The 21,534-nt window shown below is 71.2% G+C and carries 18 protein-coding genes and 1 pseudogene; 11 read left to right on the top strand and 8 right to left on the bottom strand.

Going from position 1 to position 21,534, the window contains the following annotated elements; all coding sequences use genetic code 11:
• Window positions 1-129 precede the first annotated feature (129 nt).
• The 3 genes from EDD90_RS41805 to EDD90_RS41795 form a co-directional block, all read right to left on the bottom strand.
• A complete protein-coding gene (locus EDD90_RS41805) occupies window positions 130-2,370 on the bottom strand; it encodes a molybdopterin oxidoreductase family protein (protein ID WP_123978291.1) in 2,241 nt (746 codons plus the stop codon).
• Between the two features lie 107 nt (window positions 2,371-2,477).
• Window positions 2,478-3,092, bottom strand: a complete 615-nt coding sequence (locus EDD90_RS41800; protein ID WP_123978290.1) for a TetR/AcrR family transcriptional regulator — start codon at window positions 3,090-3,092, stop codon at window positions 2,478-2,480.
• A gap of 248 nt (window positions 3,093-3,340) precedes the next feature.
• Entirely contained in the window at window positions 3,341-3,916 is a 576-nt protein-coding gene (locus EDD90_RS41795; RefSeq protein WP_260328470.1) for a hypothetical protein, read from the bottom strand.
• 168 nt (window positions 3,917-4,084) lie between these two features.
• Here EDD90_RS41795 and hmgA point away from each other — a divergent pair, with 168 nt between their 5' ends.
• The 3 genes from hmgA to EDD90_RS41780 are packed head-to-tail and all read left to right on the top strand — an operon-like array spanning window position 4,085 to window position 7,384.
• Window positions 4,085-5,440, top strand: a complete 1,356-nt coding sequence (gene hmgA / locus EDD90_RS41790) for a homogentisate 1,2-dioxygenase (protein ID WP_123978289.1) — start codon at window positions 4,085-4,087, stop codon at window positions 5,438-5,440.
• Window positions 5,441-5,467: 27 nt separating this feature from the next.
• On the top strand, window positions 5,468-6,217 hold the full coding sequence (locus EDD90_RS41785; RefSeq protein WP_123978288.1) for a GntR family transcriptional regulator: 750 nt from the start codon (window positions 5,468-5,470) through the stop codon (window positions 6,215-6,217).
• 12 nt (window positions 6,218-6,229) lie between these two features.
• Entirely contained in the window at window positions 6,230-7,384 is a 1,155-nt protein-coding gene (locus EDD90_RS41780) for a type ISP restriction/modification enzyme (protein WP_185149412.1), read from the top strand.
• Between the two features lie 51 nt (window positions 7,385-7,435).
• Here the strand turns inward: EDD90_RS41780 and EDD90_RS41775 are convergent, their stop codons facing one another.
• Window positions 7,436-8,146 (bottom strand): TetR/AcrR family transcriptional regulator, encoded by a 711-nt coding sequence (locus EDD90_RS41775; RefSeq protein WP_123978286.1) that lies wholly within the window; start codon window positions 8,144-8,146, stop codon window positions 7,436-7,438.
• 63 nt (window positions 8,147-8,209) lie between these two features.
• Here EDD90_RS41775 and EDD90_RS41770 point away from each other — a divergent pair, with 63 nt between their 5' ends.
• The 3 genes from EDD90_RS41770 to EDD90_RS41760 are packed head-to-tail and all read left to right on the top strand — an operon-like array spanning window position 8,210 to window position 11,175.
• Window positions 8,210-9,145: an ATP-binding cassette domain-containing protein gene (locus tag EDD90_RS41770; protein WP_123978285.1), complete on the top strand. Its 936-nt coding sequence runs from the start codon at window positions 8,210-8,212 to the stop codon at window positions 9,143-9,145.
• On the top strand, window positions 9,142-9,918 hold the full coding sequence (locus tag EDD90_RS41765; RefSeq protein WP_123978284.1) for an ABC transporter permease: 777 nt from the start codon (window positions 9,142-9,144) through the stop codon (window positions 9,916-9,918). Before EDD90_RS41770 ends, EDD90_RS41765 begins: the two co-directional genes overlap by 4 nt.
• Window positions 9,919-9,978: 60 nt before the next feature.
• A complete protein-coding gene (locus EDD90_RS41760; protein ID WP_123978283.1) occupies window positions 9,979-11,175 on the top strand; it encodes a CaiB/BaiF CoA-transferase family protein in 1,197 nt (398 codons plus the stop codon).
• A 24-nt stretch (window positions 11,176-11,199) separates the two neighbouring features.
• Here EDD90_RS41760 and EDD90_RS41755 read toward each other — a convergent pair whose 3' ends face one another.
• The 3 genes from EDD90_RS41755 to EDD90_RS41745 all read right to left on the bottom strand — a co-directional run bounded on the left by EDD90_RS41755 (window position 11,200) and on the right by EDD90_RS41745 (window position 12,938).
• Entirely contained in the window at window positions 11,200-11,469 is a 270-nt protein-coding gene (locus EDD90_RS41755) for a hypothetical protein (protein ID WP_123978282.1), read from the bottom strand.
• A 126-nt stretch (window positions 11,470-11,595) separates the two neighbouring features.
• On the bottom strand, window positions 11,596-12,399 hold the full coding sequence (locus EDD90_RS41750) for an anti-sigma factor domain-containing protein (protein ID WP_123978281.1): 804 nt from the start codon (window positions 12,397-12,399) through the stop codon (window positions 11,596-11,598).
• Complete coding sequence (locus EDD90_RS41745) at window positions 12,396-12,938, bottom strand: sigma-70 family RNA polymerase sigma factor (RefSeq protein WP_123978280.1); 543 nt, start codon at window positions 12,936-12,938, stop codon at window positions 12,396-12,398. Before EDD90_RS41745 ends, EDD90_RS41750 begins: the two co-directional genes overlap by 4 nt.
• A gap of 207 nt (window positions 12,939-13,145) precedes the next feature.
• Here EDD90_RS41745 and EDD90_RS41740 point away from each other — a divergent pair, with 207 nt between their 5' ends.
• From EDD90_RS41740 to EDD90_RS41725, 4 genes are all read left to right on the top strand, one after another.
• Window positions 13,146-14,675: a DUF4331 domain-containing protein gene (locus EDD90_RS41740; RefSeq protein WP_123978279.1), complete on the top strand. Its 1,530-nt coding sequence runs from the start codon at window positions 13,146-13,148 to the stop codon at window positions 14,673-14,675.
• A gap of 129 nt (window positions 14,676-14,804) precedes the next feature.
• Window positions 14,805-16,214, top strand: coding sequence for a lipopolysaccharide assembly protein LapB (locus tag EDD90_RS41735; RefSeq protein WP_260328467.1), 1,410 nt, complete (start codon window positions 14,805-14,807; stop codon window positions 16,212-16,214).
• The gene (locus EDD90_RS41730; RefSeq protein ID WP_123978277.1) at window positions 16,211-17,905 is read left to right on the top strand and encodes a nickel transporter; all 1,695 of its coding nucleotides are present in this window, start codon (window positions 16,211-16,213) and stop codon (window positions 17,903-17,905) included. The genes EDD90_RS41735 and EDD90_RS41730 overlap by 4 nt, the downstream gene beginning before the upstream one ends.
• A gap of 26 nt (window positions 17,906-17,931) precedes the next feature.
• On the top strand, window positions 17,932-19,551 hold the full coding sequence (locus EDD90_RS41725; RefSeq protein ID WP_123978276.1) for a serine/threonine-protein kinase: 1,620 nt from the start codon (window positions 17,932-17,934) through the stop codon (window positions 19,549-19,551).
• 3 nt (window positions 19,552-19,554) lie between these two features.
• Here the strand turns inward: EDD90_RS41725 and EDD90_RS41720 are convergent, their stop codons facing one another.
• Entirely contained in the window at window positions 19,555-20,355 is an 801-nt protein-coding gene (locus EDD90_RS41720; RefSeq protein ID WP_123978275.1) for an SGNH/GDSL hydrolase family protein, read from the bottom strand.
• A 129-nt stretch (window positions 20,356-20,484) separates the two neighbouring features.
• On the opposite strand from EDD90_RS41720, the pseudogene EDD90_RS41715 reads away from it, so the two are divergent.
• A pseudogene (locus EDD90_RS41715) lies at window positions 20,485-21,464 on the top strand (S8 family peptidase); the annotation flags it as partial.
• Window positions 21,465-21,534: the final 70 nt, after the last annotated feature.

Genomic DNA, 21,534 nt, shown 5'->3' with positions numbered 1-21,534 from the left:
GTGGGGGAGGGGGAAGACACGTGCCCGAATACTCAGCAAGGGACCAGGAAAGCAAAAAAACGGACTGATCTCTTCAGCATGCGGCGCGACCATGCGCCCCCGAAGGAGCGCAGAGCCGCGACGTCGCCTTCACGCCCACAGGGTTGCCGCGGTCACCTCGATGGGGATGCCGTTGAGGACGGCGTTGCCGGACAGCGGGTCGAGCAGGCTGCCGTCGAGGAGCTGGTTCACGTTGACGCCGGGCGCGGTCGCGGCGTGGCTGAGGCGGGTGCCGGGGCGGTCGTGGCCCCAGCCGTGCGGAAGGCTGACGACGCCGGGGCGGACGCCGTCGGTGACCTCGGCGGGGGCGACCACCTCTCCCCCGGCGCCCTTGACGCGTACGTCGGCGCCGTCGCGCACGCCGAGCCGTTCGGCGTCCTCGGGGTGGATGTGCAGGGTGCAGCGGTTGGTGCCGCCGGTGAGAGCGGGGACGTTGTGCATCCAGCTGTTGTTGGAGCGCAGGTGCCTGCGGCCGACGAGGACCAGGGCCGCGGGGCTGGTGTCGAGGGCCGCGCGCAGCCGGGGCAGGTCGTCGGCGATCGGCCGCGGCAGCAGTTCGACCTTGCCGCTCCTGGTCTTCAGCGGCTGCGGGAGGCGGGACCTGAGGGGCCCGAGGTCGATGCCGTGCGGGTGGGCGAGCAGCCGCTCCAGGGTGAGCCCGTCGGGCCGTGCGCCGAAGCCGTCGCCGTAGGGGCCGAGGCGCAGCATCAGGTCGAGCCGGCGCTCGGGGCCGGTGTCTCCGGCGAGCAGGGCGGTGAGTTCCTGCGGGTCGCGGCCGTGCACCGGGGAGTGGGGGTCGTTGACCGCCTTGCCGAGGGTCTGACCGATGGCCATGTCGTCCACGGCGGACGGTTCGGCGCCGTGCATTCCGCCGGCCGCCAGGATCAGCCGGGCCAGGATCTCGGTCTCCGCCATCCGGCCGGGCTCCAGCGGGACGGCGGGGCGGGTGTAGCGGACCTGGTTGCGGACGGCGAGGGTGTTGAAGGCGAAGTCGTGGTGCGGGCTCTGCGAGGGCGGCGGCGGGGGCAGTACGACGTCGGCGTGGCGCGCGGTCTCGTTCAGGTACGGGTCGACGCTGACCATGAAGTCGAGGGAGGCCAGGGCCTTGTCCAGCCGGGCGCCGTCGGGCGCGGAGAGCACGGGGTTGGTGGCGACGGCGATGAGCGCCCGGATCGGCTCGCCCTCGGCCGTCGCGGTGTCGATCTCCTCGGCGAGCGCGGAGAGCGGCAACTCGCCCTTCGCCTCGGGGTGCCGGCTGACCCTGGAGTGCCAGCGCCCGAGCGCAAAGCCGCGGCCGGGGCCGGCGGGTCGCGGGGTCCGGTCGGTGGCGGCCTGCGGGAAGAGCGCGCCGCCGGGCCGGTCGAGGTTGCCGGTGAGGATGTTGAGGACGTCGACGAGCCAGCTGGCGAGGGTGCCGTGCGGGACGGTGCAGCTGCCGATCCGGCCGTACACGGCGGCGGTCGGTGCGGCGGCCAGTTCACGGGCGAGGACGCGGATGGTGTCGGCGTCCACGTCGCAGGCGTGGGCGACCGCGTCCGGGGTGAAGTCCCCCAGCTCGGCGCGGAGCCCGTCGAGGCCCTCGATGTGCGGGGCGAGGTCGCGAAGGTTCACCAGGCCCTCCTCGAAGAGGACCTGGGCCATCGCGGCGAGCAACAGGGCGTCCGCGCCGGGCCGGATGGCAATGTGCCGGTCGGCGAGCTTCGCGGTGCGGGTGCGGCGCGGGTCGATGACGGTGAGGGTGCCGCCACGGGCCTTGAGCGCCTTGAGCTTGCCGGGGAAGTCGGGGGCGGTGCACAGACTGCCGTTGGACTCCAGGGGGTTGGCGCCGATGAGGAGCAGGTGGTCCGTGTGGTCCAGATCGGGCACGGGTATCGCGTTGGCGTCGCCGAAGAGCAGTCCGCTGGAGACGTGCTTGGGCATCTGGTCGACCGTGGACGCGGTGAAGATGCTTCGGCTGCCGAGGGCGCCGAGCAGCACCTGCGGGTAGAGGCCGCCGGCGACGGTGTGGACGTTGGGGTTGCCGAGCACGACGCCGACGGAGTCCGCGCCGTACCGCTCGACGACGCCCCGGACCCCGGCGGCGACCGCGTCGAAGGCCTCCGCCCAGGTGGCCTCGCGCAGCTCGCCGTCCCTGCGCACGAGGGGGGTGCGCAGCCGGTCGGGGTCGCCGTCGACGGCTCCGAAGGAGGCGCCCTTCGGGCAGATGAAACCCTTGCTGAAGACGTCGTCACGGTCACCGCGGGCGCCGGTGACGCGGGTGCCCTCGATGGTGAGGGTCAGCCCGCAGGTCGCCTCGCACAGGGGGCAGATTCGCAGGGCGGTGCGGGACATGGGGGCCTCCCGGGGTCAGGGAACTCGCGCCGAGCATACCGAGCGGTATGTCGCGTGGGGAGTCCCTCCCGGGGATGAGGTCGCAAACCCGCGTGATCCCGGTGGCGTCAGTCCAGGACCCGCGCCAGATACGCCTGCAGCAGCTCCCGCGTCTCCGCGATGATCGTCTCGTCGCCCTCCGGGTCCATCCGGAAGGAGAGGTGGACCAGGGTGTCGGCGGTCTCCACGGCCACGAGGAAGGTACGGCGCAGATCCTCGTCGGGAGTGCGGCCGATATAGCCGGAGAGCAGGTCGGTGAGGCGGTCGGCGACCCTGCGGTTGGGTTCGGAGCGCGCACCGACCGGGATCTGGTTGCCGAAGTCGACGAGCGAGAAACCGGGGGCGGTGCGCTTCATGGCCAGGTACTCGTCGAGCACCGCGTCCATCGCCGCCCGCCAGTCGCCCTTCGGCGCGTCCTTCAGCCGCTCGGCGACCCGCTCGGTATAGCGCTCCAGGTTGCGCTGGGCGAGGGCGTCGGCCATCTGCCGCTTGTTGCCGAAGAAGCGGTAGACCGAGCCGATGGGCACCCCGGCGCGGGCGGCGACGGCCCGGGTGCTCAACTCGTCGTAGCCCACCTCGTCCAGGAGGTCGGCGCAGGCGTCGAGGATCCTGGTCAGCCGTTCGGCACTACGGCGCTGCACGGGCGCTTTGCGAAGCGAGGTCGCTTGGGGCACGGGCTTCATGATGCCCTTCCGTAAGGATCAGGTGAACCTCACCCCCCAGTACGGAGACGGATGGCTCATACACTCACCCCGCCGGTGCGCCGCTCGCACCGACCGCAGAGGGAATGGGCGCCATGGCCGCGGAGGGCACTGCCGAGTCCGCGGCGGCTGCGGCTGCGGCGGGCGGTGTGAGGTCGCCGCGCATGCGGCGGACGCGCGTGCCGCGAGCATCGCCGAAGGCACGGCGCAAGCGGCGGACACCGCGAAAGTCACCGTGCCATCGTGTCGCCGGCGGCAGCAGTCGAAGTGACCGCGGCCGAGGCAGGCGCCGTCGGTGTCGTCGTCTCCGCGCCGGACGCCGTGACGTCCGCCGTGCTCTCGACCGGCTTGCCGTGGACCGCCCACACCGTGCCGTCGTCCGCGTAGAGCCGGGCGGTGATGTGGTGGGTGCCCTGCGGAACGAGTTCCGTGGGGAGGTGGTACGCGGAGGTGCGCAGCCGGGTCACCAGACGGCCGTCCACGAAGAGGTAGGCGAGGCCGCGCCCGGCGACCGCCTGCGCCGCGGTACCGGCCGGGGAGAAGCGGAAACGGTGCACTTCGAGCCGTACGTCCCAGCCGCCGGCCGCGTCGGGGGTGACCTCCGTGCCGACTTCGGGCGCCTGCTTCTTGTCCAGCTCCCGGTAGTGGCGCCCGCCCTCGTCCGTGCCGTCGAGGATCTTGCCCACCGGAGAGGGGACCCCCGTCCCCCGCTTCCCGTGCGTCTCCCCCGTCCCGCACCCCGCCGCCGCGACCAGCAGCAGTACACAGGCTGCGAGGGCGCTCGGCAGTCCCCGCGTCCACGACATGCCCGGGAGCGTAGAACAGCGCCCCGCCGACCGGATCCCCCTGGAGTCGGGTTCTCGTCATACCTCCCCAGGATGTTCCCGGCCCCCTTGCACCCGCCCCCGCGCAATCCTACGGTGATGCATAGGAATCGGGGACTCACTTGGACTCGACAGGCTCAGGGAGCGATCATGAGCGATGGGGGCACCTCCCGCGCGAGCGTGTTCGAGCACGGGGAAGCGCGGAAGACCGCCGAGGGACTGGCGTACCTCTCGGGATTCGGCAACGAGCACTCCTCGGAGGCGGTACCGGGCACCCTGCCCGAAGGCCGCAACTCCCCGCAGCGTGCCCCCCTCGGCCTGTACGCCGAGCAGCTCAGCGGTTCCGCCTTCACCGAACCCCGGCCCCACAACCGCCGCTCCTGGCTGTACCGGATCCGCCCCTCGGCCGCCCACCCCGCGTTCACCCGCGCCGTCGACAACGGCGGGCTGCGCACCGGCCCCTTCACGGACATCACCCCGGACCCGAACCGGCTCCGCTGGAACCCCCTGCCGGAGCCGCCGCCCGGCACGGACTTCCTCGCCGGCCTGTGGACCCTGGGCGGCAACGGCGACGCGACGCAGCGCACCGGCATGGCCGTGCACCTGTACCACGCCGACACCTCGATGGAGCGGGTCTTCTCCGACGCGGACGGCGAACTGCTGATCGTCCCGGAGCGCGGCGGGCTGCTGCTGCACACGGAGTTCGGCCTGTTGCATGTGGAGCCTGGACATGTGGCGCTGATCCCCCGTGGGGTCCGCTTCCGTGTGGAGCTGCTGGATGCCTCCGCCCGCGGCTATGTGTGCGAGAACTACGGCGCACCCTTCCGGCTCCCCGACCTCGGCCCGATCGGTGCCAACGGCCTCGCCAACGTCCGGGATTTCCGGGCCCCCGTGGCCGCCTACGAGGACATCGAGGGCCCGGTGCAGGTGGTCAACAAGTTCTGCGGCAACCTGTGGACCGCCACCTATGACCACTCCCCGCTGGACGTGGTCGCCTGGCATGGCACACATGTGCCCTACATCTACGATCTCCGTCGTTTCAATGTGATCGGCACCATCTCGTACGACCACCCCGACCCGTCGATCTTCACGGTGCTGACCTCCCCGTCCGACACCCCCGGCCTGGCCGGCGTCGACTTCGTCGTCTTCGCCCCCCGCTGGCTGGTGGGCGAGAACACCTTCCGGCCGCCGTACTTCCACCGGAACGTGATGAGCGAGTACATGGGCCTGATCGAGGGCGCCTACGACGCGAAGGCGGAGGGCTTCGTGCCGGGCGGGGGTTCGCTGCACAACATGATGTCGGCGCACGGCCCGGACCGGGAGACGTTCGACCGGGCGAGCGCGGCCGAGCTGAGGCCGCAGAAGGTGGACGACGGCCTGGCGTTCATGTTCGAGACCCGCTGGCCGGTGATGCTCACCCCGCAGGCTGCGACCGCCGAGCACCTCCAGCAGGGCTACGACGACGTCTGGCGGGGCCTGGAACGTCACTTCCGCCCCTTGCCCTGAAGATCCCCCCGACGGTACGGATGGCCCGTGACCTCCTTCGCCCCGGACTCGATCGTCCTGAACCGCAAACTGCCGCTCTGGTATCAGGTGTCGCAGTCGCTGCGCGCCTCGATACTGGGCCGCTCGCCCCGGGACCCGCTCCGGCTGCCCACCGAGGAACAGCTGGCGGAGCACTACGGCGTGAGCGTGCTCACCATGCGGCAGGCGCTGAAGGAGCTGGAGGACGAGGGCCTGATCAGCCGGCACCGCCGCCGGGGCACCTTCATCGAGCCGGACGCCCGCCGGGGCACCCCGGTACGGCTGCTCGGCTCGGTGGACGCCATCGTGGCCCAGCAGTCCGGGATGACGGCGCGGTTGCTGGACCACGGCACGGCGCCCGTGACCGGCGAACTCACCGAGTACTTCCCCGATCTCGCCGAGGTGGCGACGTACCACCGCCTGCGCAGCGACGAGCAGACGGGCGAGCCGACCAACCACGCCCGCAACCACGTCCGCCCCGAACTGGCCGAACGCATCGACCCGGAGGACCTGGCCCGGCAGCCGATGACCAAGGTGCTCCGGGACGTCGTCGGCGCGGACATCAGCCGCATCACGGACACGGTCGAGGCGAGGCTGGCCGACCCGGAGACCGCCCGGCTGCTCGAGGTCCCGCTCCTCAGCCCGATCCTGCACTACACGGGGGTCACCTACGACACCGCCGGCCGGGTCCTGGACCTGGCGGTGATCCACTACCGGGGCGACCGTTTCTCCTTCACGGTCACCCTCGACGCCACCTGAACTCGTCGTACGATGCCGGGCGTGACGCACGACGACGCTCCGCTGCTCGCGGACCTCATGCCGTGGTCCGTCGCACCACTACGGCTCGGCCGGGGGTGGCCGACGGCTCCCGACCCGGCGACCCTGAAGACCCGCTGGGACGCCCTGCTCAAGGCCGACGGACCTGACCGCGAGGCCCTGTTCGAGCCGACGCGGGCCCGGACGGTCCACTCGGCGGTGCCCCAGCTCCCCGGGCAGCCGACCGGCACGGAGAGGCTGGCACAGGCCACGGACCCGTTCCCGGACCCGGTACGCGTCCTGTCCTCTCCCTTCGACGAACAGTGGCTGATCCCGGACCACCGCCTGATCGACACGGCCCGCCCCGAGTTGTGGCGGGTGGCCGACGACCATCAGATCTTCGCGGTGGAGTCGGCGGAGGGCATGCCGCTGTTGGCGACCTCCCTGCTGCCCACACTGCGCGCGGGCCGTATCCGCCCGCTGTACCGCCGCCCGGGCGGCAAGGAACCGAACCTGGCCCCCGGCCTGCTGGACCATCTGACCGACCGACTCGGCCTGACTCCCACTCCCCCGGACGTCCTCGCCTGGACCCTGGCGACGATCCGCCCCGACCACACCGTCCCGCTCACCGAGGACCCCGACCTCTGGTCCCGGGGCGTGGAACTGGGCCACCGGGCCCTGTGGCTCCTGCGCCGGGACGGTGAACGCCCCAAGCTCCCCGGCGGCCGCCGCCCGTACGTCCGGGCCCCGCTCCCGACCAGCCCCCTCACGATCCTCTACGACACGGAGGAGGAGACCCTCCACCTCGACGAGGGCCGTATCTCCCCGGTCCCGCCGCAGGCATGGGACTTCAGGACGGGCGAGGTGCGTGTCCTGGAGGCGTGGTTCACAGCCCGAACGGCAAAGACGGCGGACCCGGGAACCCTGGCGGCCATCACCCCCGCGACCTGGTCCCAGCCCTGGACCTCGGAACTGCTGGAACTGATCACGGTCCTGGCCCTCCTGGCGGAAGTGCGCTCCCAGCAGTCCGAGTTGGAGATCAAGGCCCGGATCACAGCAACAGACCTGAGGGCGGCGGACGTACTCCCGCCCCCGGAGACGTCCCGCAAACCGGCGTCGGTCCTGGAGCACGCCGAAGAAGGCCCAGCGGGTCAACTAACGCTGATGTGACCGACTCAGGGGCGCGGGGAACCGCGCGACCAGCCCCCGCAAACCGTGAGACTACGACGGCGCGAACCCATCCAGAACCCTCTCCAACGCCCGCCGGAAAACGGCCTCCATGTCAATCGGCCCCGCATCCTCCGCGAACGCTTCCGCCATCCGCGGATACGCCCCCGAGGCAACCTGCCCCCCGAGATAGGCGATCCGCACCGCCTGCTCCCGCTCCTGCGACCACGGCAGATTCCGAACCCGCTCGGCGCTGTCGATCTCGTTGCGCACATAGGTCGTCACCACACCGTTCAGCATGGCGATGAGCTCGAACTTCGTACCGTAAGACGCATCGAGCGGATCCAGACAAGCCAAACAGTGCTCCAGATACCGCAGCGCGTTGGGGCTGAAGCCGTACACCGGTGACATGAGCCGCGGCACCCAAGGATGCCGCCGCATCAACTCCCGCGTCTGCTCGGCGACCCGCATCATGTCGGCCCGCCAGTCCCCCGTCGGCTCCCACAACTCGTGCTCCGAGCTGACCGCGTCAACCATCAGCTCGTACAGGTCCTCCTTGCGGGGGACGTAGTTGTACAGGGACATCGTCCCGCACCCCACCCCGGCCGCCACATGCCGCATCGACACGGCGTCCAGCCCCTCCGCGTCGGCGATCCGCACCGCGACCGCCGCGATGTCCGCGCGCGTGAACGCCGGCTTCGGCCCCCGCCCCGCCCGCTCGGGGCGGGCCCAGATCACCTCGGGTTCGGCCCCTCGGACTGCCATAGGTCATCACCTCGCCCACCATGCTAGTTACGTACGACGTACGTAGTGCGCTATGGTCGCCCCATGACAACTACGTACGCTGTACTTAGTGAAGGCCTGGAGAAGCGCTTCGGCTCGGTACCCGCGCTGCGCGGTCTCGACCTGGCCGTACGGCAGGGCTCGGTCTGCGGGCTGCTCGGTCCGAACGGGGCGGGCAAGACGACGGCCGTACGCGTGTTGACCACCCTCCTCCGGCCCGACGCGGGTTCTGCCCGCGTCGCGGGGCACGACCTCGTGCGGGACGCGGCGGCCGTCCGCCGCGGCATCGCCGTCACCGGCCAGTACGCATCCGTCGACGGCGACCTCACCGGCCGCGAGAACCTCCGTCTCTTCGCCCGGCTGCACCGGGTGCGGGGGCCGAACGACCGGGCCGCCGAGCTCCTCGACCGCTTCGGCCTCACCGAGGCCGCCGACCGCAGGGCGGCCACCTACTCCGGAGGCATGCGCCGCCGCCTCGACCTCGCGGCGAGCCTGGTCCGGCGGCCCGAGGTGCTGTTCCTCGACGAGCCGACCACCGGTCTGGACCCGGTCAGCAGGAACGGCATCTGGCAGGCGGTGCGGGAGCTGACCGCGGACGGCACGACCGTGCTGCTGACCACGCAGTATCTGGAGGAGGCCGACCAGCTCGCCGACGACATCGTGCTGATGGACCGGGGCCGGGTGGCGCAGACCGGCTCCCCCGCCGAGCTGAAGGCGCTCTTCGGCCGGCACGTGGAGGCCGTGGTCGCCGGCCCTCACGCGCTGTCGAAGGCGGCCGCCGTGCTGGACCGACTCACCGGAACCGAGCCGCGGTTCGACCACGAGCGGCACACCGTCGGCGCCCTCACCACGGATCCGACGCTCACCCTCCCCCGTCTGGTGCGCGAACTCGACGCGGCGGGTGTGCCGTTGCTCGACGCGAGCCTCAGACCGCCGACCCTGGACGACGTCTTCCTCCGGCTGACGGGAAGTGCCGCATGAGCGCGCTCGCGTACGACGGTGCCGCGATGGTGGGCCGGCAGCTGCGCCGGGTCCGCAACAGCCCGGGCCTCGCGGTCCTCACCCAGCTGATGCCGGTCAACATGCTGCTGTTCTTCGGCTATGTCTTCGGCAGCGCACTGGCGATGCCCGGCCCGGAGTACCGCTCCTTCCTCGTCCCGGGGCTGCTGGTGGCGACCGCGGCAGGCGGGCTCATGACCGGGATGTTCCAGGCCGCCGCCGACACGCACCGGGGTGTGACGGACCGCTTCCGGACCATGCCGGTGAGCCGGGCCGCGGTACCGCTGGGACAGGCGGTGGCCGACCTCGTCGTCACAGCGCTCGGTACCGTGCCGCTGCTCCTGGTGGGCCTGGCCGTGGGCTGGCGCGTCGAGGGGTCGGCCGCCGGGGCCCTCGGCGCCGTCGGCCTGCTGCTCCTCTTCCGGTTCGCCTGCACGACCGTCGGCATCTTCCTCGGCCTGCTCACCCGCAGCGAGGACGCGGCCGGCCAGCTCGGCGCCTCCTCCTTCGTGCTGCCGCTGCTCTCCGACGCCTACATCCCCACCGGCAACCTCCCGGGCTGGCTGCGCACGCTCGCCGAGTGGAACCCGATCAGCGCGGTGACGACGGCCCTGCGCGAGCTCTTCGGCAACGCGCCGGTCCCCGAGGGCGCGGCCTGGCCGGTGGCCCACCCGGTGGCGGGCTCGCTCGCCTGGAGCGCGCTCCTGATCGCCGTCTTCCTGCCCCTCGCCGTCCACCGGTACGGGCGCGGCTGACGGACCCGGTCGTACCGGCACTGCTGACAAACCCGCCGGTCACGGGACATGATCCCGTTCATGGACCGTCTCCCGCCGCCCCTGGAGGGCATCACCGTCGTCGCCGTCGAACAGGCAGTGGCCGCTCCGTTCGCCACCCGGCAGCTGGCCGATCTCGGCGCCCGGGTCATCAAGGTCGAACGGACCGACGGCGGCGACTTCGCACGCGGTTACGACACCGCCGCCGGCGGCCTCGCCTCGCACTTCGTCTGGTGCAACCGGGGCAAGGAGTCCATCGCGCTGGATCTGAAGGACCCGCGCGGCCTGGAGATCGTGAAGAGGCTGATCGCGGACGCGGACGTCTTCGTGCAGAACCTCGCACACGGGGCCGCCGCCCGGCTGGGCCTCGACGCGGCCACGCTGTGCGCCGCGCACCCCCGGCTGGTCGCCGTGGACATCTCCGGATACGGCGCGTCGGGGCCGTACGCCGGCAAACGCGCGTACGACATGCTCGTGCAGTGCGAGGCGGGCCTGGTCTCGGTCACCGGGACGCCGGAGCAGCCCGTGAAGGCCGGGATCCCGGCGGCGGACATCGCGGCGGCCATGTACGCCTTCTCGGGTGTCCTCGCGGCGCTGCTGCGGCGCGCGACGACCGGGCGGGGCGGTCCGGTGGAGGTGTCCATGCTGGAGGCGCTGGCGGAGTGGCTGGGGCATCCGCTGCACCACACGATCCACGGCGGTAAACCTCCGGAGCGCACCGGGCTGGCGCACGCGGTGATCGCGCCGTACGACGCCTATCCGACGGGGGACGGCGGGCGGGTGCTGCTGTCGGTGCAGAACGACCGGGAGTGGCGGCGGCTGGCCGAACAGGTCGTCGGACGGCCGGAACTGGGTTCGGATCCGGCGTTCGCGACGAACGCGGCGCGGGTGGCGAACCGGGCGCGCACCGATGAGCTGGTCGGGAAGGCCCTCGGGGCGCTCGACGCGGACGAGGCGGTGGCACGGCTCGAAGCCGCGGGCATCGCATGCGCGCGGCTGCGGGATCTGCACGAGCTGGCCGGGCATCCGCAGCTGGCGGCCCGGGAGCGGTGGCGGGAAGTGGGGTCGCCGGTGGGGCCGTTGCGCGCGCTGCTGCCGCCCATCACGCTGCCTGGCGGGGACGAGGCACGGATGGGGGATGTGCCCGCGCTCGGACAGCACACCGAGGCGCTGCTGCGTGCCGTGGGGATGACGGACGCCGAAACAGCAGCGCTGCGCCGGGACGGTGTGATCGCCTGAGCGCGGGCCTGACGGTTCAGACGGTCAGTGCTTGCTGCCGCCGAACAGCGAACGGCGCAGCCGGCGCAGCGGTGCGAAGAGGGAGACACGGCTGACCCGTGCGACCCGGTCGCTGCGCTGCGCGGGTTCACGCGCGGTCAGCTCACGCATCAGTGACGTCGCCTCGACCGCCTGCTGCTGCGGTATGGCGGGTCCCGCCAGCACCGACAGATGGCGGTCGAGACGCGAACTGGTCGCGTTGCTCCCGCAGGTGATCGCAGGAACCCTCGCCCTGCTGCGTGTTATCTGATCCATGTCACTCCCCACCCGTACGAGTCCACCCGGCCCGGGCAGGGTAACCCTATCGCCCCGATGGGGCACTCGTGTATCGCGGTCACAGGATTCACCTTCCCCGCAAGGGTGTTGACGACCCCTCTTCGATTACTCTCCGAATCCAACCGATTTCAGGGCGAGTTGGACAACTGGCTGGCTGGTGGGCTGTGCTGATCCGCCCGCAGGTTCGACAGTCACCGCGAGTGACGTCGCGGATCTGGTCAGACCCGTGGCGACCAGGGGCGTGTCGGCCTTGAAAAGCCCGAGGGAGCGCGGTTGCACATGGGGGCGCATGAGCCAGAGCTGGTGCACCCGGCCGTTCGACGGGGTGCCGTATCCGCTGAGCGTGATGACAGCCTGCCCCTCCGATGCGGAGGCCACCGCTCCGATACTTCGGCCCTGCGCGTCCTTGGCGTTGGTCGCGAGCGCGTCGGGCGCGGCCAGAACGTGGGCGATCTCACGCGACTGGGTCCGCTCGGCGTCGAGCTGATCCTGCGTCCGGTTGGCCTGCACCGCGAAGAGCGAGGCGACGACCAGCGCGGCGGCCGCGGTGACCGTGGCGAACGGTACGAACAGGGGGCGCGGGCGCCGGCGCTGCGGCGGAGGCTGCACGCCCCAGACGTGCGGCGGCAGATTGGGGACGTGTTCCTGGCCGGGGGCCGGCTCCTGCGGGGTGGCGCGTACGGCGGCCAGCACCCGGTCGCGCATCGCCAGGGGCGGCGGAGCGGCCGTGGACCAGGCGAGCCGTACGGCGTCCTCGGTGAGCGCCCGGACCTCGGCGGCACACCGGTCGCAGCCCCCCAGGTGCTTCTCGAAGCGGCGCCGCTCACCGGGTTCCAGGGCGTCCAGGGCATAGGGCGCGGCCAGCGAGTGCAGGTCCTCGCGGTGCAGCAGCCGGCCGACCAGGCTCATGCCACGCCTCCCAGGCAGTCACGCAGCCGGGTGAGTCCGTCGCGCATCCGTGTCTTGACCGTGCCCAGCGGCAGTTTGAGCCGCTCGGCGACCTCACGGTACGTGTAGCCGTCGTAGTAGGCGAGGGTGACGGACTGGCGCTGGAGGGCGGTGAGGCGGTCCAGGCAGCGGCGTACCCATTCGCGTTCCAGGCCGGCTTCCACCGTCTCGGCGACCTGGTCGAAGGCGGGTTCGCCCGCGCGCAGGGCCTCGCGCTGTTCGCGCTCGCCGGCCGCGCGGGCGCTGCGCACCCGGTCGACGGCGCGGCGGTGGGCGAGGGTGAGGATCCAGGAGAGGGCGCTGCCCCGGCCGGGATCGAACTTGGGCGCGGAGCGCCAGAGTTCGAGGAGCACCTCCTGGGACACCTCCTCGGACTGGGCGGGATCGCGGACCACACGTCGTACGAGCCCGAACACCGGCCCGGACACCAGAGCGTAGAGGTCCTCGAACGCCTTCTGGTCGCCGGCCGCGACAAGCACCAGCAGTTCGTCCGCCTCCACCCCGTCCCTCCTTCTCCGGCCGCACCCGGCCCGTCCTCCCACACCAGGCATTCGCAACTGGACGCACCTCCGGCATGGGTACGTATGCGGAAGGCAAAAACGCGGGTCGAGCAGGAAGAAAAGATTTTTTTCTTCGGACCAATCCAAACGGCCCTCCCGCTCCGTATACCCGTCCGTCAAGCAAGTTGGGACCGAGGGACGGACGGCATGACACCTCTAATCTCCAGGAGCGGTATGGGGCGCAAGGGCCTTGTCACGCTCATCTGCGGGGCACTGGCGACCGGCGGGATCACAGCCGTCGGCGTCGCCGCGCTGGAACCGGGGGCGGCCTCCGCCTCCTCCCACCGGGAGGCCCCGCTCATCTCGGGCACTCCGCAGTACGACAACACGGACCTGTACGCGTTCGTCAGCCCGGACAAGCCCGACACCACGACGATCGTGTCGGACGTCATCCCCTTCGAGGAGCCGGCCGGCGGACCGAACTTCTACCAGTTCGCCGACGACGCCCAGTACGACATCCACATCGACAACAACGGTGATGCGCTGGACGACCTGATCTTCCGCTACACCTTCAAGACCCAGATCAAGAACAAGAAGTCGTTCCTCTACAACACGGGTGTGGTCAACAATCTGACCGACCCCGACCTGAACGTCACGCAGTCGTACAACCTTGACCTCATCAAGCTGAAGAAGGGCAAGGAGCAGTACAAGACGAGGATCGCCAGCGACGTCCCGGCGGCTCCGTCGAACGTCGGCAAGGCGTCGATGCCCGACTACGCGAAGCTGCGTTCCCAGGCCATCTACAAGACGGCGGGCGGCGCCGTGACCTTCGCCGGCCAGGCCGACGACCCGTTCTTCGCGGACCTGCGCGTCTTCGACCTGCTGTACGGCGGCAACCTCTCCGAGGTCGGCAACGACACCCTCAAGGGCTACAACGTCAACACGATGGCCCTCCAGGTGCCGAACGACCTGATCCGGCAGTCGGCGAAGCACCCGACCGTCGGCATCTACGCGACGACCCAGCGCAGGAACGCGCAGGGCTACTACACGCAGGTCTCGCGCCTCGGCAACCCGCTGGTCAACGAGGTCGTCAACCCGCAGAAGGACAAGGACAAGTTCAACGCGTCCCAGCCCAAGGACGACGCGCAGTTCCTGAAGAACGTCACCAACCCGGAACTGCCGAAGCTCATCCAGGCGATCTACAACATCAAGGCGCCGTCCGAGCCCCGCAACGACCTCGTCAGCGTGTTCCTCACGGGCGTCAAGGGCCTCAACACGTTGCAGCCGTACGCGCAGCCGTCGGAGATGCTCCGTCTGAACACCTCCATCAAGCCCACCGCCAAGCCGAAGCGGCTCGGTGTCCTGGACGGCGACAACGCGGGCTTCCCGAACGGCCGTCGGCTCACCGATGACGTGATCGACGAGGCGCTCCAGGTCGTGGAGGGCGAACTGGTCGGTTCCAAGAACGACCTGGGCGACGCGGTCGACAAGAACGACAAGAGCTTCGAGAAGTACTTCCCGTACGTGGCCGAGCCGACGTCCGGTTCGCGCGGTGCGCTCGCCAAGGGCACGGCTTCCGGGAGCACCACGAAGAGCGCGCTGGGTGATGCGCTGACCGGCTCCAGCGGCAACAACACGATGCTGATCGCCGGGTCGGCGGCCGCGGGTGCAGCGGGCGTCCTGCTGATCGGTACGGCGTTCGGCCGGTGGCGCCGCCGGATGCAGCGGCCCTACTAAGACGGCGGATTCCCCCCAACCCATCCCCCACCCCTTCCCCCCACATCACAAACTGGCGCGGCCCGCTCCCACCCAATCCCCCACGGCAGCGGGCCGCGCCGCCCCATGCGACATGTACTAGGAGAGGGCATGGCCCCGGGTACGAACGAGAAGCAGCCCGCCGACACGAAGGACGACGAGCGCGTCACCGCCCTGCGCCGGTTCGCCGCCGCGGGGCGGAACTGGCGGCGGACCCGACTCGCCGGTTCCGCCGTGCTGTTGGCGATCGCGCTGACCGGCGGGGCGATCGCCGTCGGGGCCACCGGGAACGACGGTACGACGCCGGTGGCCACGTCCAGTGCCGTATCGCCGGCGCTGCTCGCCAGCGGCAGCCTCGACGCGAGCATCGCCGCGCTCCAGGCCCATCTCCGGACCCAGCCGAAGGACTCCGACAGCTGGGCCACCCTCGCCGTCGCCTATGTCGAGCAGGCGCGCACCAAGGGCGACCCGTCCCGCTACCCGCAGGCCCAGAAGTCCCTGAAGCGCGCGCTGCAGATCACCCCGGGCAACGACCAGGCGCTGGCCGGCGAGGCCGCGCTGGCCGCCGCCCGGCACGAGTTCGCGCAGGCGCTCACCTACGCGGACCAGGCCCTCAAGGAGAACCCGTACAGCGCGGACGCCCTGTCCTCCCGTATCGACGCCCTGGTCGAGCTCGGCCGGTACGACGACGCGGCCAAGGCGGCCGACCTCGCCGACCAGCGCAAGCCGGGCGTCCCGGTGTTCACCCGGTACGCGTATGTGCGGGAGCTGCGGGGCGATGTGAAGACGGCGCAGCGCGTACTGCAGCAGGCACTGTCCACGGCCACGGCGAAGGGCGACATCGCCTATGTGTCCGCGCAGCTCGGTCTGCTCGCCTGGAACCAGGGCGACTACAAGAACGCGGCCGACTACTACGCCCGCGCCCTGACCGCCGACGAGAACTACCTTCCCGCGCTGGAGGGCCGGGCGCGCACCCAGGCGGCGATGGGCGACCGCGCCGACGCCATCAAGGGCATGGAACTGGTCGTCTCCCGCTATCCGCTGCCCCAACCGCTCGTCGAACTCGGTGAGTTGTACGAGGACCGCGGGGCCAAGGGTGACAAGGCGAAGGCCGAGGACCAGTACGCCCTCGTCGAGGCCTGGATCGCACTCGCCCGTGCGAACGGCGTGAACGCCGACCTGGACACCGCCCTCGCCGCCGCCGACCACGGCAACAAGGCCGAGGCGCTGAAGGCCGCCCGCGCCGAATGGGCCCGCCGCCACACCGTGCACACGGCCGACGCGCTGGCCTGGGCCCTGCACGTCAACGGCAAGGACAAGGAAGCGCTGCCCTACGCCCGGCAGGCCACCGCCACCGGCTACCACAACGCCTCCTTCACCTACCACCTGGGCATGATCGAGCTGGCGAACGGCGAGAAGGCGGCCGGCCGGGCCTCGCTCACCAAGGCCCTCAAGCTCAACCCCGGCTTCTCCCCGCTGGGCGCCCGCACGGCCCGCAAGGCGCTGGAGGACTCGAAGTGAACCTCCGCCGTGCCGCCGCCGTCCTCACCGCGGCCTGTGCCCTGACCCTCCTGCCGGCCGCCGCCGCGAGCGCCCACCCGCTCGGCAACTTCACCGTCAACAAGTACGACGGTCTGGTCGCCGCCCCCGGACAGCTCCGCGTCGACCACTTCGAGGACCTCGCCGAGATCCCGGCGACCCAGGCCAAGCCCGACCTGAAGCGGCTCGGCACGGCCAAGTGGGCCGAGCAGCGCTGCGCTACGGCGGCGGACGGCAGCAAGCTCACCGTCGACGGCACGGCGACGCCCCTGACCGTCCGGACCAGCCACGCCGAACTGCGTCCCGGACAGGCCGGGCTGAACACCCTGCGCGTCGAGTGCCGCTTCACCGCGCCGCTCCCTGAGGGCGCCGGCGTCACCCTCGGCTTCCACAGCGCGGGCACCGACACCGGTCCCGGCTGGCGGGAGATCACGGCGCGCGGCGACCGGATGACGCTGACGAAGACGGACGTACCGAAGACGTCCCTCTCCCACGAACTCACCAGCTATCCGAAGGACCTGCTGTCCTCCCCGGCGGACATCACGACCGCCGCCGTCCACGTACGGCCCGGTGGCCCGGCCCTCGCCGAGGAACGGCAGGACACCCCGGGCGCCGCGATCCTGCCCCGGGGCATCGACCGCTGGACCCAGGCCCTGACCGACCTGGTCGCCCGCAACCACCTCACCTTCGGCTTCGCCACGCTCGCGCTGTTCATCGCGATCGCCCTCGGCGCGATGCACGCCCTCGCCCCGGGCCACGGCAAGACGCTGATGGCGGCGACGGCAGCGGCCCGCGGCGGCCGCGCCCGCCTGCGTGACGTCCTCCCGCTGGCCGCGTCGGTGACGGTCACCCACACCCTGGGCGTGGTGGCCCTGGGCATCCTCGTCACGGCCGGCTCGGCGGCCACGCCGTCGGTGATCGCCTGGCTGGGCATCGCGAGCGGCCTCATGGTCCTGGCGGCGGGCGTGAACCTGACGCGGCGGGCCTGGCGGAGCAGGGCGCATCAGCACCAGCACCACGAGCACGGCCCCGCGGAGACCGAGCAACGCCAACTTGCCCTGGTGGGCGCGGCACACACCGACGGACACGCCCACGAACACGCCGACGGACATGCGGACGGACACTCCCACGGCCATGGCGCCGGGCACGCGCACACCCACGGACACGACCACGAGCACGAGCACGGCCACGAGCGCGACCATGGGCACGCGCACGATCACAGCCACGACCACGACCATGGCCACACACACGACCACGACCACGACCACGACGATGCGCACGGCCACACCCACTCCCACGGCGGCTTCACGCACACGCACAGCACCGCCCCCACCCTGCGCGGCACGATCCTGCTCGGATTCGCCGGCGGCCTCGTCCCCAGCCCCTCCGCCGTCGTCGTGCTGGTCGGCGCCGCAGCCCTCGGGCAGGCCTGGTTCGGGCTCCTGCTCGTCGTCGCCTACGGCATCGGTCTCGCGCTGACGTTGACCGCCGCCGGGTTCGCCGTCGTCAAGCTGGGTACGGGAATGACCCGGGTGCTGGACAAACGCCCTCGCTGGACCGCCCACCCCATGGCCACCCTGGTCCGCCGGACCATTCCGCTGACTTCGGCGCTGGTCGTCGTGGCCCTGGGCGTCGGATTGGTGCTCAAGGGAGCCGCGTCCGCACTGCTCTGAGCTACGTTTGTGATGAACAACGCGAGATGCCGTGGGGGGCACCCGTGACCGAAGAGCCGGGTCGTGAGCGAGTGATCGCGGACCGCTACCGACTGCTGTCCCCGCTCGGCGAGGGCGGTATGGGCACCGTGTGGCGGGCCCGTGACGAAGTGCTGGGCCGTGACGTCGCCGTCAAGGAGGTGCGAGCTCCCGCCGGGCTGCCCGGCTCCGACGTCGAGCGGATGTACGCCCGTCTGGAGCGCGAGGCCTGGGCCGCGGCCCGGGTCGCGAACCGCAATGTGGTGACGGTGTACGACGTGGCGATGGAGGGCGGACGGCCCTGGATCGTCATGGAGTTGATCCCCGGGGTGTCCCTCGCGGACGTCCTGGACACGGAAGGGCCGATGTCCCCGCAGCGGGCCGCCGGCATCGGCGCCGAGGTGCTGTCCGCGCTGCGGGCCGCGCATGCCGCCGGGGTGCTGCACCGGGACGTGAAGCCTGGCAATGTGCTGCTGTCGAACGACGGCCGGGTGGTGCTCACCGACTTCGGGATCGCCACGGTCGAGGGCAGCTCGGCGCTGACCATGACCGGCGAGGTGATCGGCTCGCCCGAGTTCCTGGCCCCGGAGCGGGCGTTGGGGCGGGCGTTCGGCGCCGAGTCCGACCTGTGGTCGCTCGGCGTGCTGCTGTACGCGGCGGTGGAGGGCACCTCCCCGTTCCGGCAGAACACCCCGCTGAGCACCCTGCGGGCCGTGGTGGACGAGGAGTTGCCGCCGCCATACCACGCCGGACCTCTCACCCCCGTCATCGAGGGCCTGCTCCGCAAGGACCCGGGGGCGCGGCTGCCGGCCGAACAGGCCGAGCGGGACCTGCGGTTGATCGCCGCCGGAGGCACCCCCGGCACGGCCGTCACGGTCCCGGTCCCGGCGCCCTACGAGACCCCGACACTGGTCGCCCCGCAGCCTCGGCCGAACTCCCCCACGCCCCCGCTGCCCACCCCTTTCCCCACTCCGACGGGCACCCGGCCACCCGCTCCCGAGCGTGAAGGCAACCGCCGCGCCGGTACCGTCCTGCTCATCGGCCTGGTGCTGGTGGTCCTCGCGCTGGGCGGGCTGACGTACGCCCTGCTCAACCACGACAACGGCAAGGGGAACGGCAACGACTCCGGCGCCGGCCAGTCGGCGAGCAACCTCAGCTCCCCGGCGCCCAGCCACAGCAGCAGCACCAGATCCACCTCGCCGTCGGCGTCCGCGAGCAGCAGCGCGCCCGCGCAGAGCGTGCAGGTCAGCGTGGCCGGGTCGCGCACCGACTACTCGGGATCCTGTCCGCCGCCGACCGCGCAGGCGCCCACGTTCACCGCGACGTTCACGGTCGGGAGCGTGCCGGTGGACGTGCAGTACCGGTGGGTGCTGAAGAACGGGTCGCTGGACGACAAGGGCTGGAAGACGCTGTCCTTCCCGGACGGTGGCGGGAAGAACCGGCAGACCAGGGTGACCGTGACGACCTGGTCCGACAGCGGGACGCTCAACGACTCGATCGCCGTCGAGGTGCGCAGCCCCGTGAAGACCACGTCCAACTCGGTGCCGTTCTCGGTGACCTGCACCAAGACGACGGAGACCCCGACCGGCGGGGCCTCCGAATCGCCTTCGCCCTCGAACTCTCAGTGAGGCTCAGGACGCGTTGCTGGTCAGGGCCGGCAGATAGCCGCCGGACTGGCCGGCCGCGGTGGGGTGGTACGACTCGGTGATGTCCAGCCAGTTGACGCTGTGCAGCCAGGAGCTGCTGGAGCAGATCTCGTGGCTGGAGAACGCGCTGCGGACGTCGCCGAAGGTGAAGCCGTGGTCGGCGGCGCGCTTGGCGATCGCGGCGTCGATGTAGTCGGCGGCGCCGTTGATGGCGGAGCGCTTGGTCGCGGAGAGACCGAGGCAGGTTGTGCCCAGCAGGTAGAAGCGGGGGTAACTGAGCACGACCACCTTGGCGTTGGGGGCCTTGGCGGTGATCGCGTCGTACACGTTGTCGAGTTTGCCGGGGAGTGTGGAGTCGACGTAGGCCTCGGCGGTGCTGATCCGGGACAGGCAGGTGCTGTCGGAGCTGAGCACACAGGTCGTCATGACGTCGGCGAAGCCCGCGTCGTTGCCGCCGATGGTGATGGAGACCAGGGCGGTGGACGAGCTGAGCGTGCCGAGCTGGCCGGAGAGCACGTCGTCGGTGGTGGCGCCCGAGCAGGCGAGGAACGAGAACGAGGACGGGCTGTGGGCGGCGTTCCACAGGTACGGGTAGGCGTTGGTGCTGCGGTCGCAGCTGCCGCTCGAACTGATGTAACTGCCGGCGCCGACACCGGATGAGTACGAGTCGCCGAGCGCCACATAGCCCCCGGTTGCGGCCTGCGCTTCCGTTGCGGCCCCGGTGAGTGCGAGGCCGCCGGCGAGGAGGAGTGAAGTCACGTATGCCGTAATTCGGGAACGTCTCATGGAACCTCCCTTTAGCAGGATCTCTGCCACAACTGTCGTAGCAACTACGCGTGTTGACGGGAAGTGTCCATGCCAAAACTTTTCAGGGTCTCAACCGGCCCCAACCGGACCGATCCTGCGCGTTCTCGGTACGGCGGTACGGTCAGGAAGACGTTCGGCAAGGTGCTGAACGGCTACTCGGCCGAGCTCTCGGCGGGCGAGGCCGCGAGACTCGCCGCCGACCCCGCGGTGGCGACCGTCGAGCAGGACCAGACCGTCCGGCTGACCGACACCACGCAGTCCAGTGCCCCCTGGGGCCTGGACCGCATCGACCAGGCGAGCCTCCCGCTGTCCGGCACCTACACCTACCCGGACACCGCGGGCAGTGGTGTGACCGTCTATGTCATCGACACCGGTGTGCGGATCACCCACACCCAGATCAGCGGCCGCGCCTCCTACGGCTATGACGCGGTCGACGGCGACACCACCGCCTCCGACGGCAACGGCCACGGCACCCATGTGGCGACCACCATCGCGGGCTCGACCTACGGTGTGGCCAAGAAGGCGAACATCGTGGCCGTGCGGGTGCTGGACAACAGCGGCTCGGGCACCACCGCCGGAGTCATCGCCGGCATCGACTGGGTGACCTCGAACCACACCACCCCGGCGGTCGCCAACATGTCCCTCGGCGGCTCGGCGTCCACCTCGCTCGACACCGCGGTCTCCAACTCCATAGCCAGCGGGGTGACCTACGCGATCGCGGCGGGCAACAGCAGCGCCAACGCCTCCTCGTACTCCCCGGCCCGGTCGCCGCCGCCATCACCGTCGGCGCCACCACCGGCTCCGACGCCAGGGCCAGCTACTCGAACTACGGCTCGGTCCTGGACCTCTTCGCGCCCGGCTCCTCCATCACGGCGGGTTACAACACCAGCGACACCGCCACCGCCACCCTGTCGGGCACCTCGATGGCCACCCCGCACGTGGCCGGCGCCGCCGCCGTCTACCTCGCGGGCCACACCTCGGCCACCCCGGCCCAGGTCGCCACGGCCCTGGTCGGCGGAGCGACGTCCAACGTGCTCACCAGCGTGGGCACCGGCTCACCGAACAAGCTCCTGAAGCTCGCGTCGTAGCCGGGCCCCTGAGGTCCGTGTCGTAACCGATCACCGGTACGGACCGAAATCGAGCGACTTGTTCCCCGGA

Source organism: Streptomyces sp. Ag109_O5-1 (assembly GCF_003814875.1).
Classification (GTDB): Bacteria; Actinomycetota; Actinomycetes; order Streptomycetales; family Streptomycetaceae; genus Streptomyces; species Streptomyces sasae.
The sequence above is the reverse complement of the archived record's forward strand: the minus strand, read 5'-3'. Positions and strand labels throughout refer to the sequence as shown.

What these genes read in the sequence shown, in the direction of transcription:
- EDD90_RS41805 (WP_123978291.1), bottom strand. Translation starts at nt 2,370, where the DNA reads ATGTCCCGCACCGCCCTGCGAATCTGCCCCCTGTGCGAGGCGACCTGC.
- EDD90_RS41800 (WP_123978290.1), bottom strand. Translation starts at nt 3,092, where the DNA reads ATGAAGCCCGTGCCCCAAGCGACCTCGCTTCGCAAAGCGCCCGTGCAG.
- EDD90_RS41795 (WP_260328470.1), bottom strand. Translation starts at nt 3,916, where the DNA reads ATGTCGTGGACGCGGGGACTGCCGAGCGCCCTCGCAGCCTGTGTACTG.
- hmgA (WP_123978289.1), top strand. Translation starts at nt 4,085, where the DNA reads ATGAGCGATGGGGGCACCTCCCGCGCGAGCGTGTTCGAGCACGGGGAA.
- EDD90_RS41780 (WP_185149412.1), top strand. Translation starts at nt 6,230, where the DNA reads ATGCCGGGCGTGACGCACGACGACGCTCCGCTGCTCGCGGACCTCATG.
- EDD90_RS41775 (WP_123978286.1), bottom strand. Translation starts at nt 8,146, where the DNA reads ATGGCAGTCCGAGGGGCCGAACCCGAGGTGATCTGGGCCCGCCCCGAG.
- EDD90_RS41770 (WP_123978285.1), top strand. Translation starts at nt 8,210, where the DNA reads ATGACAACTACGTACGCTGTACTTAGTGAAGGCCTGGAGAAGCGCTTC.
- EDD90_RS41765 (WP_123978284.1), top strand. Translation starts at nt 9,142, where the DNA reads ATGAGCGCGCTCGCGTACGACGGTGCCGCGATGGTGGGCCGGCAGCTG.
- EDD90_RS41760 (WP_123978283.1), top strand. Translation starts at nt 9,979, where the DNA reads ATGGACCGTCTCCCGCCGCCCCTGGAGGGCATCACCGTCGTCGCCGTC.
- EDD90_RS41755 (WP_123978282.1), bottom strand. Translation starts at nt 11,469, where the DNA reads ATGGATCAGATAACACGCAGCAGGGCGAGGGTTCCTGCGATCACCTGC.
- EDD90_RS41750 (WP_123978281.1), bottom strand. Translation starts at nt 12,399, where the DNA reads ATGAGCCTGGTCGGCCGGCTGCTGCACCGCGAGGACCTGCACTCGCTG.
- EDD90_RS41740 (WP_123978279.1), top strand. Translation starts at nt 13,146, where the DNA reads ATGACACCTCTAATCTCCAGGAGCGGTATGGGGCGCAAGGGCCTTGTC.
- EDD90_RS41735 (WP_260328467.1), top strand. Translation starts at nt 14,805, where the DNA reads ATGGCCCCGGGTACGAACGAGAAGCAGCCCGCCGACACGAAGGACGAC.
- EDD90_RS41725 (WP_123978276.1), top strand. Translation starts at nt 17,932, where the DNA reads ATGCCGTGGGGGGCACCCGTGACCGAAGAGCCGGGTCGTGAGCGAGTG.
- EDD90_RS41720 (WP_123978275.1), bottom strand. Translation starts at nt 20,355, where the DNA reads ATGAGACGTTCCCGAATTACGGCATACGTGACTTCACTCCTCCTCGCC.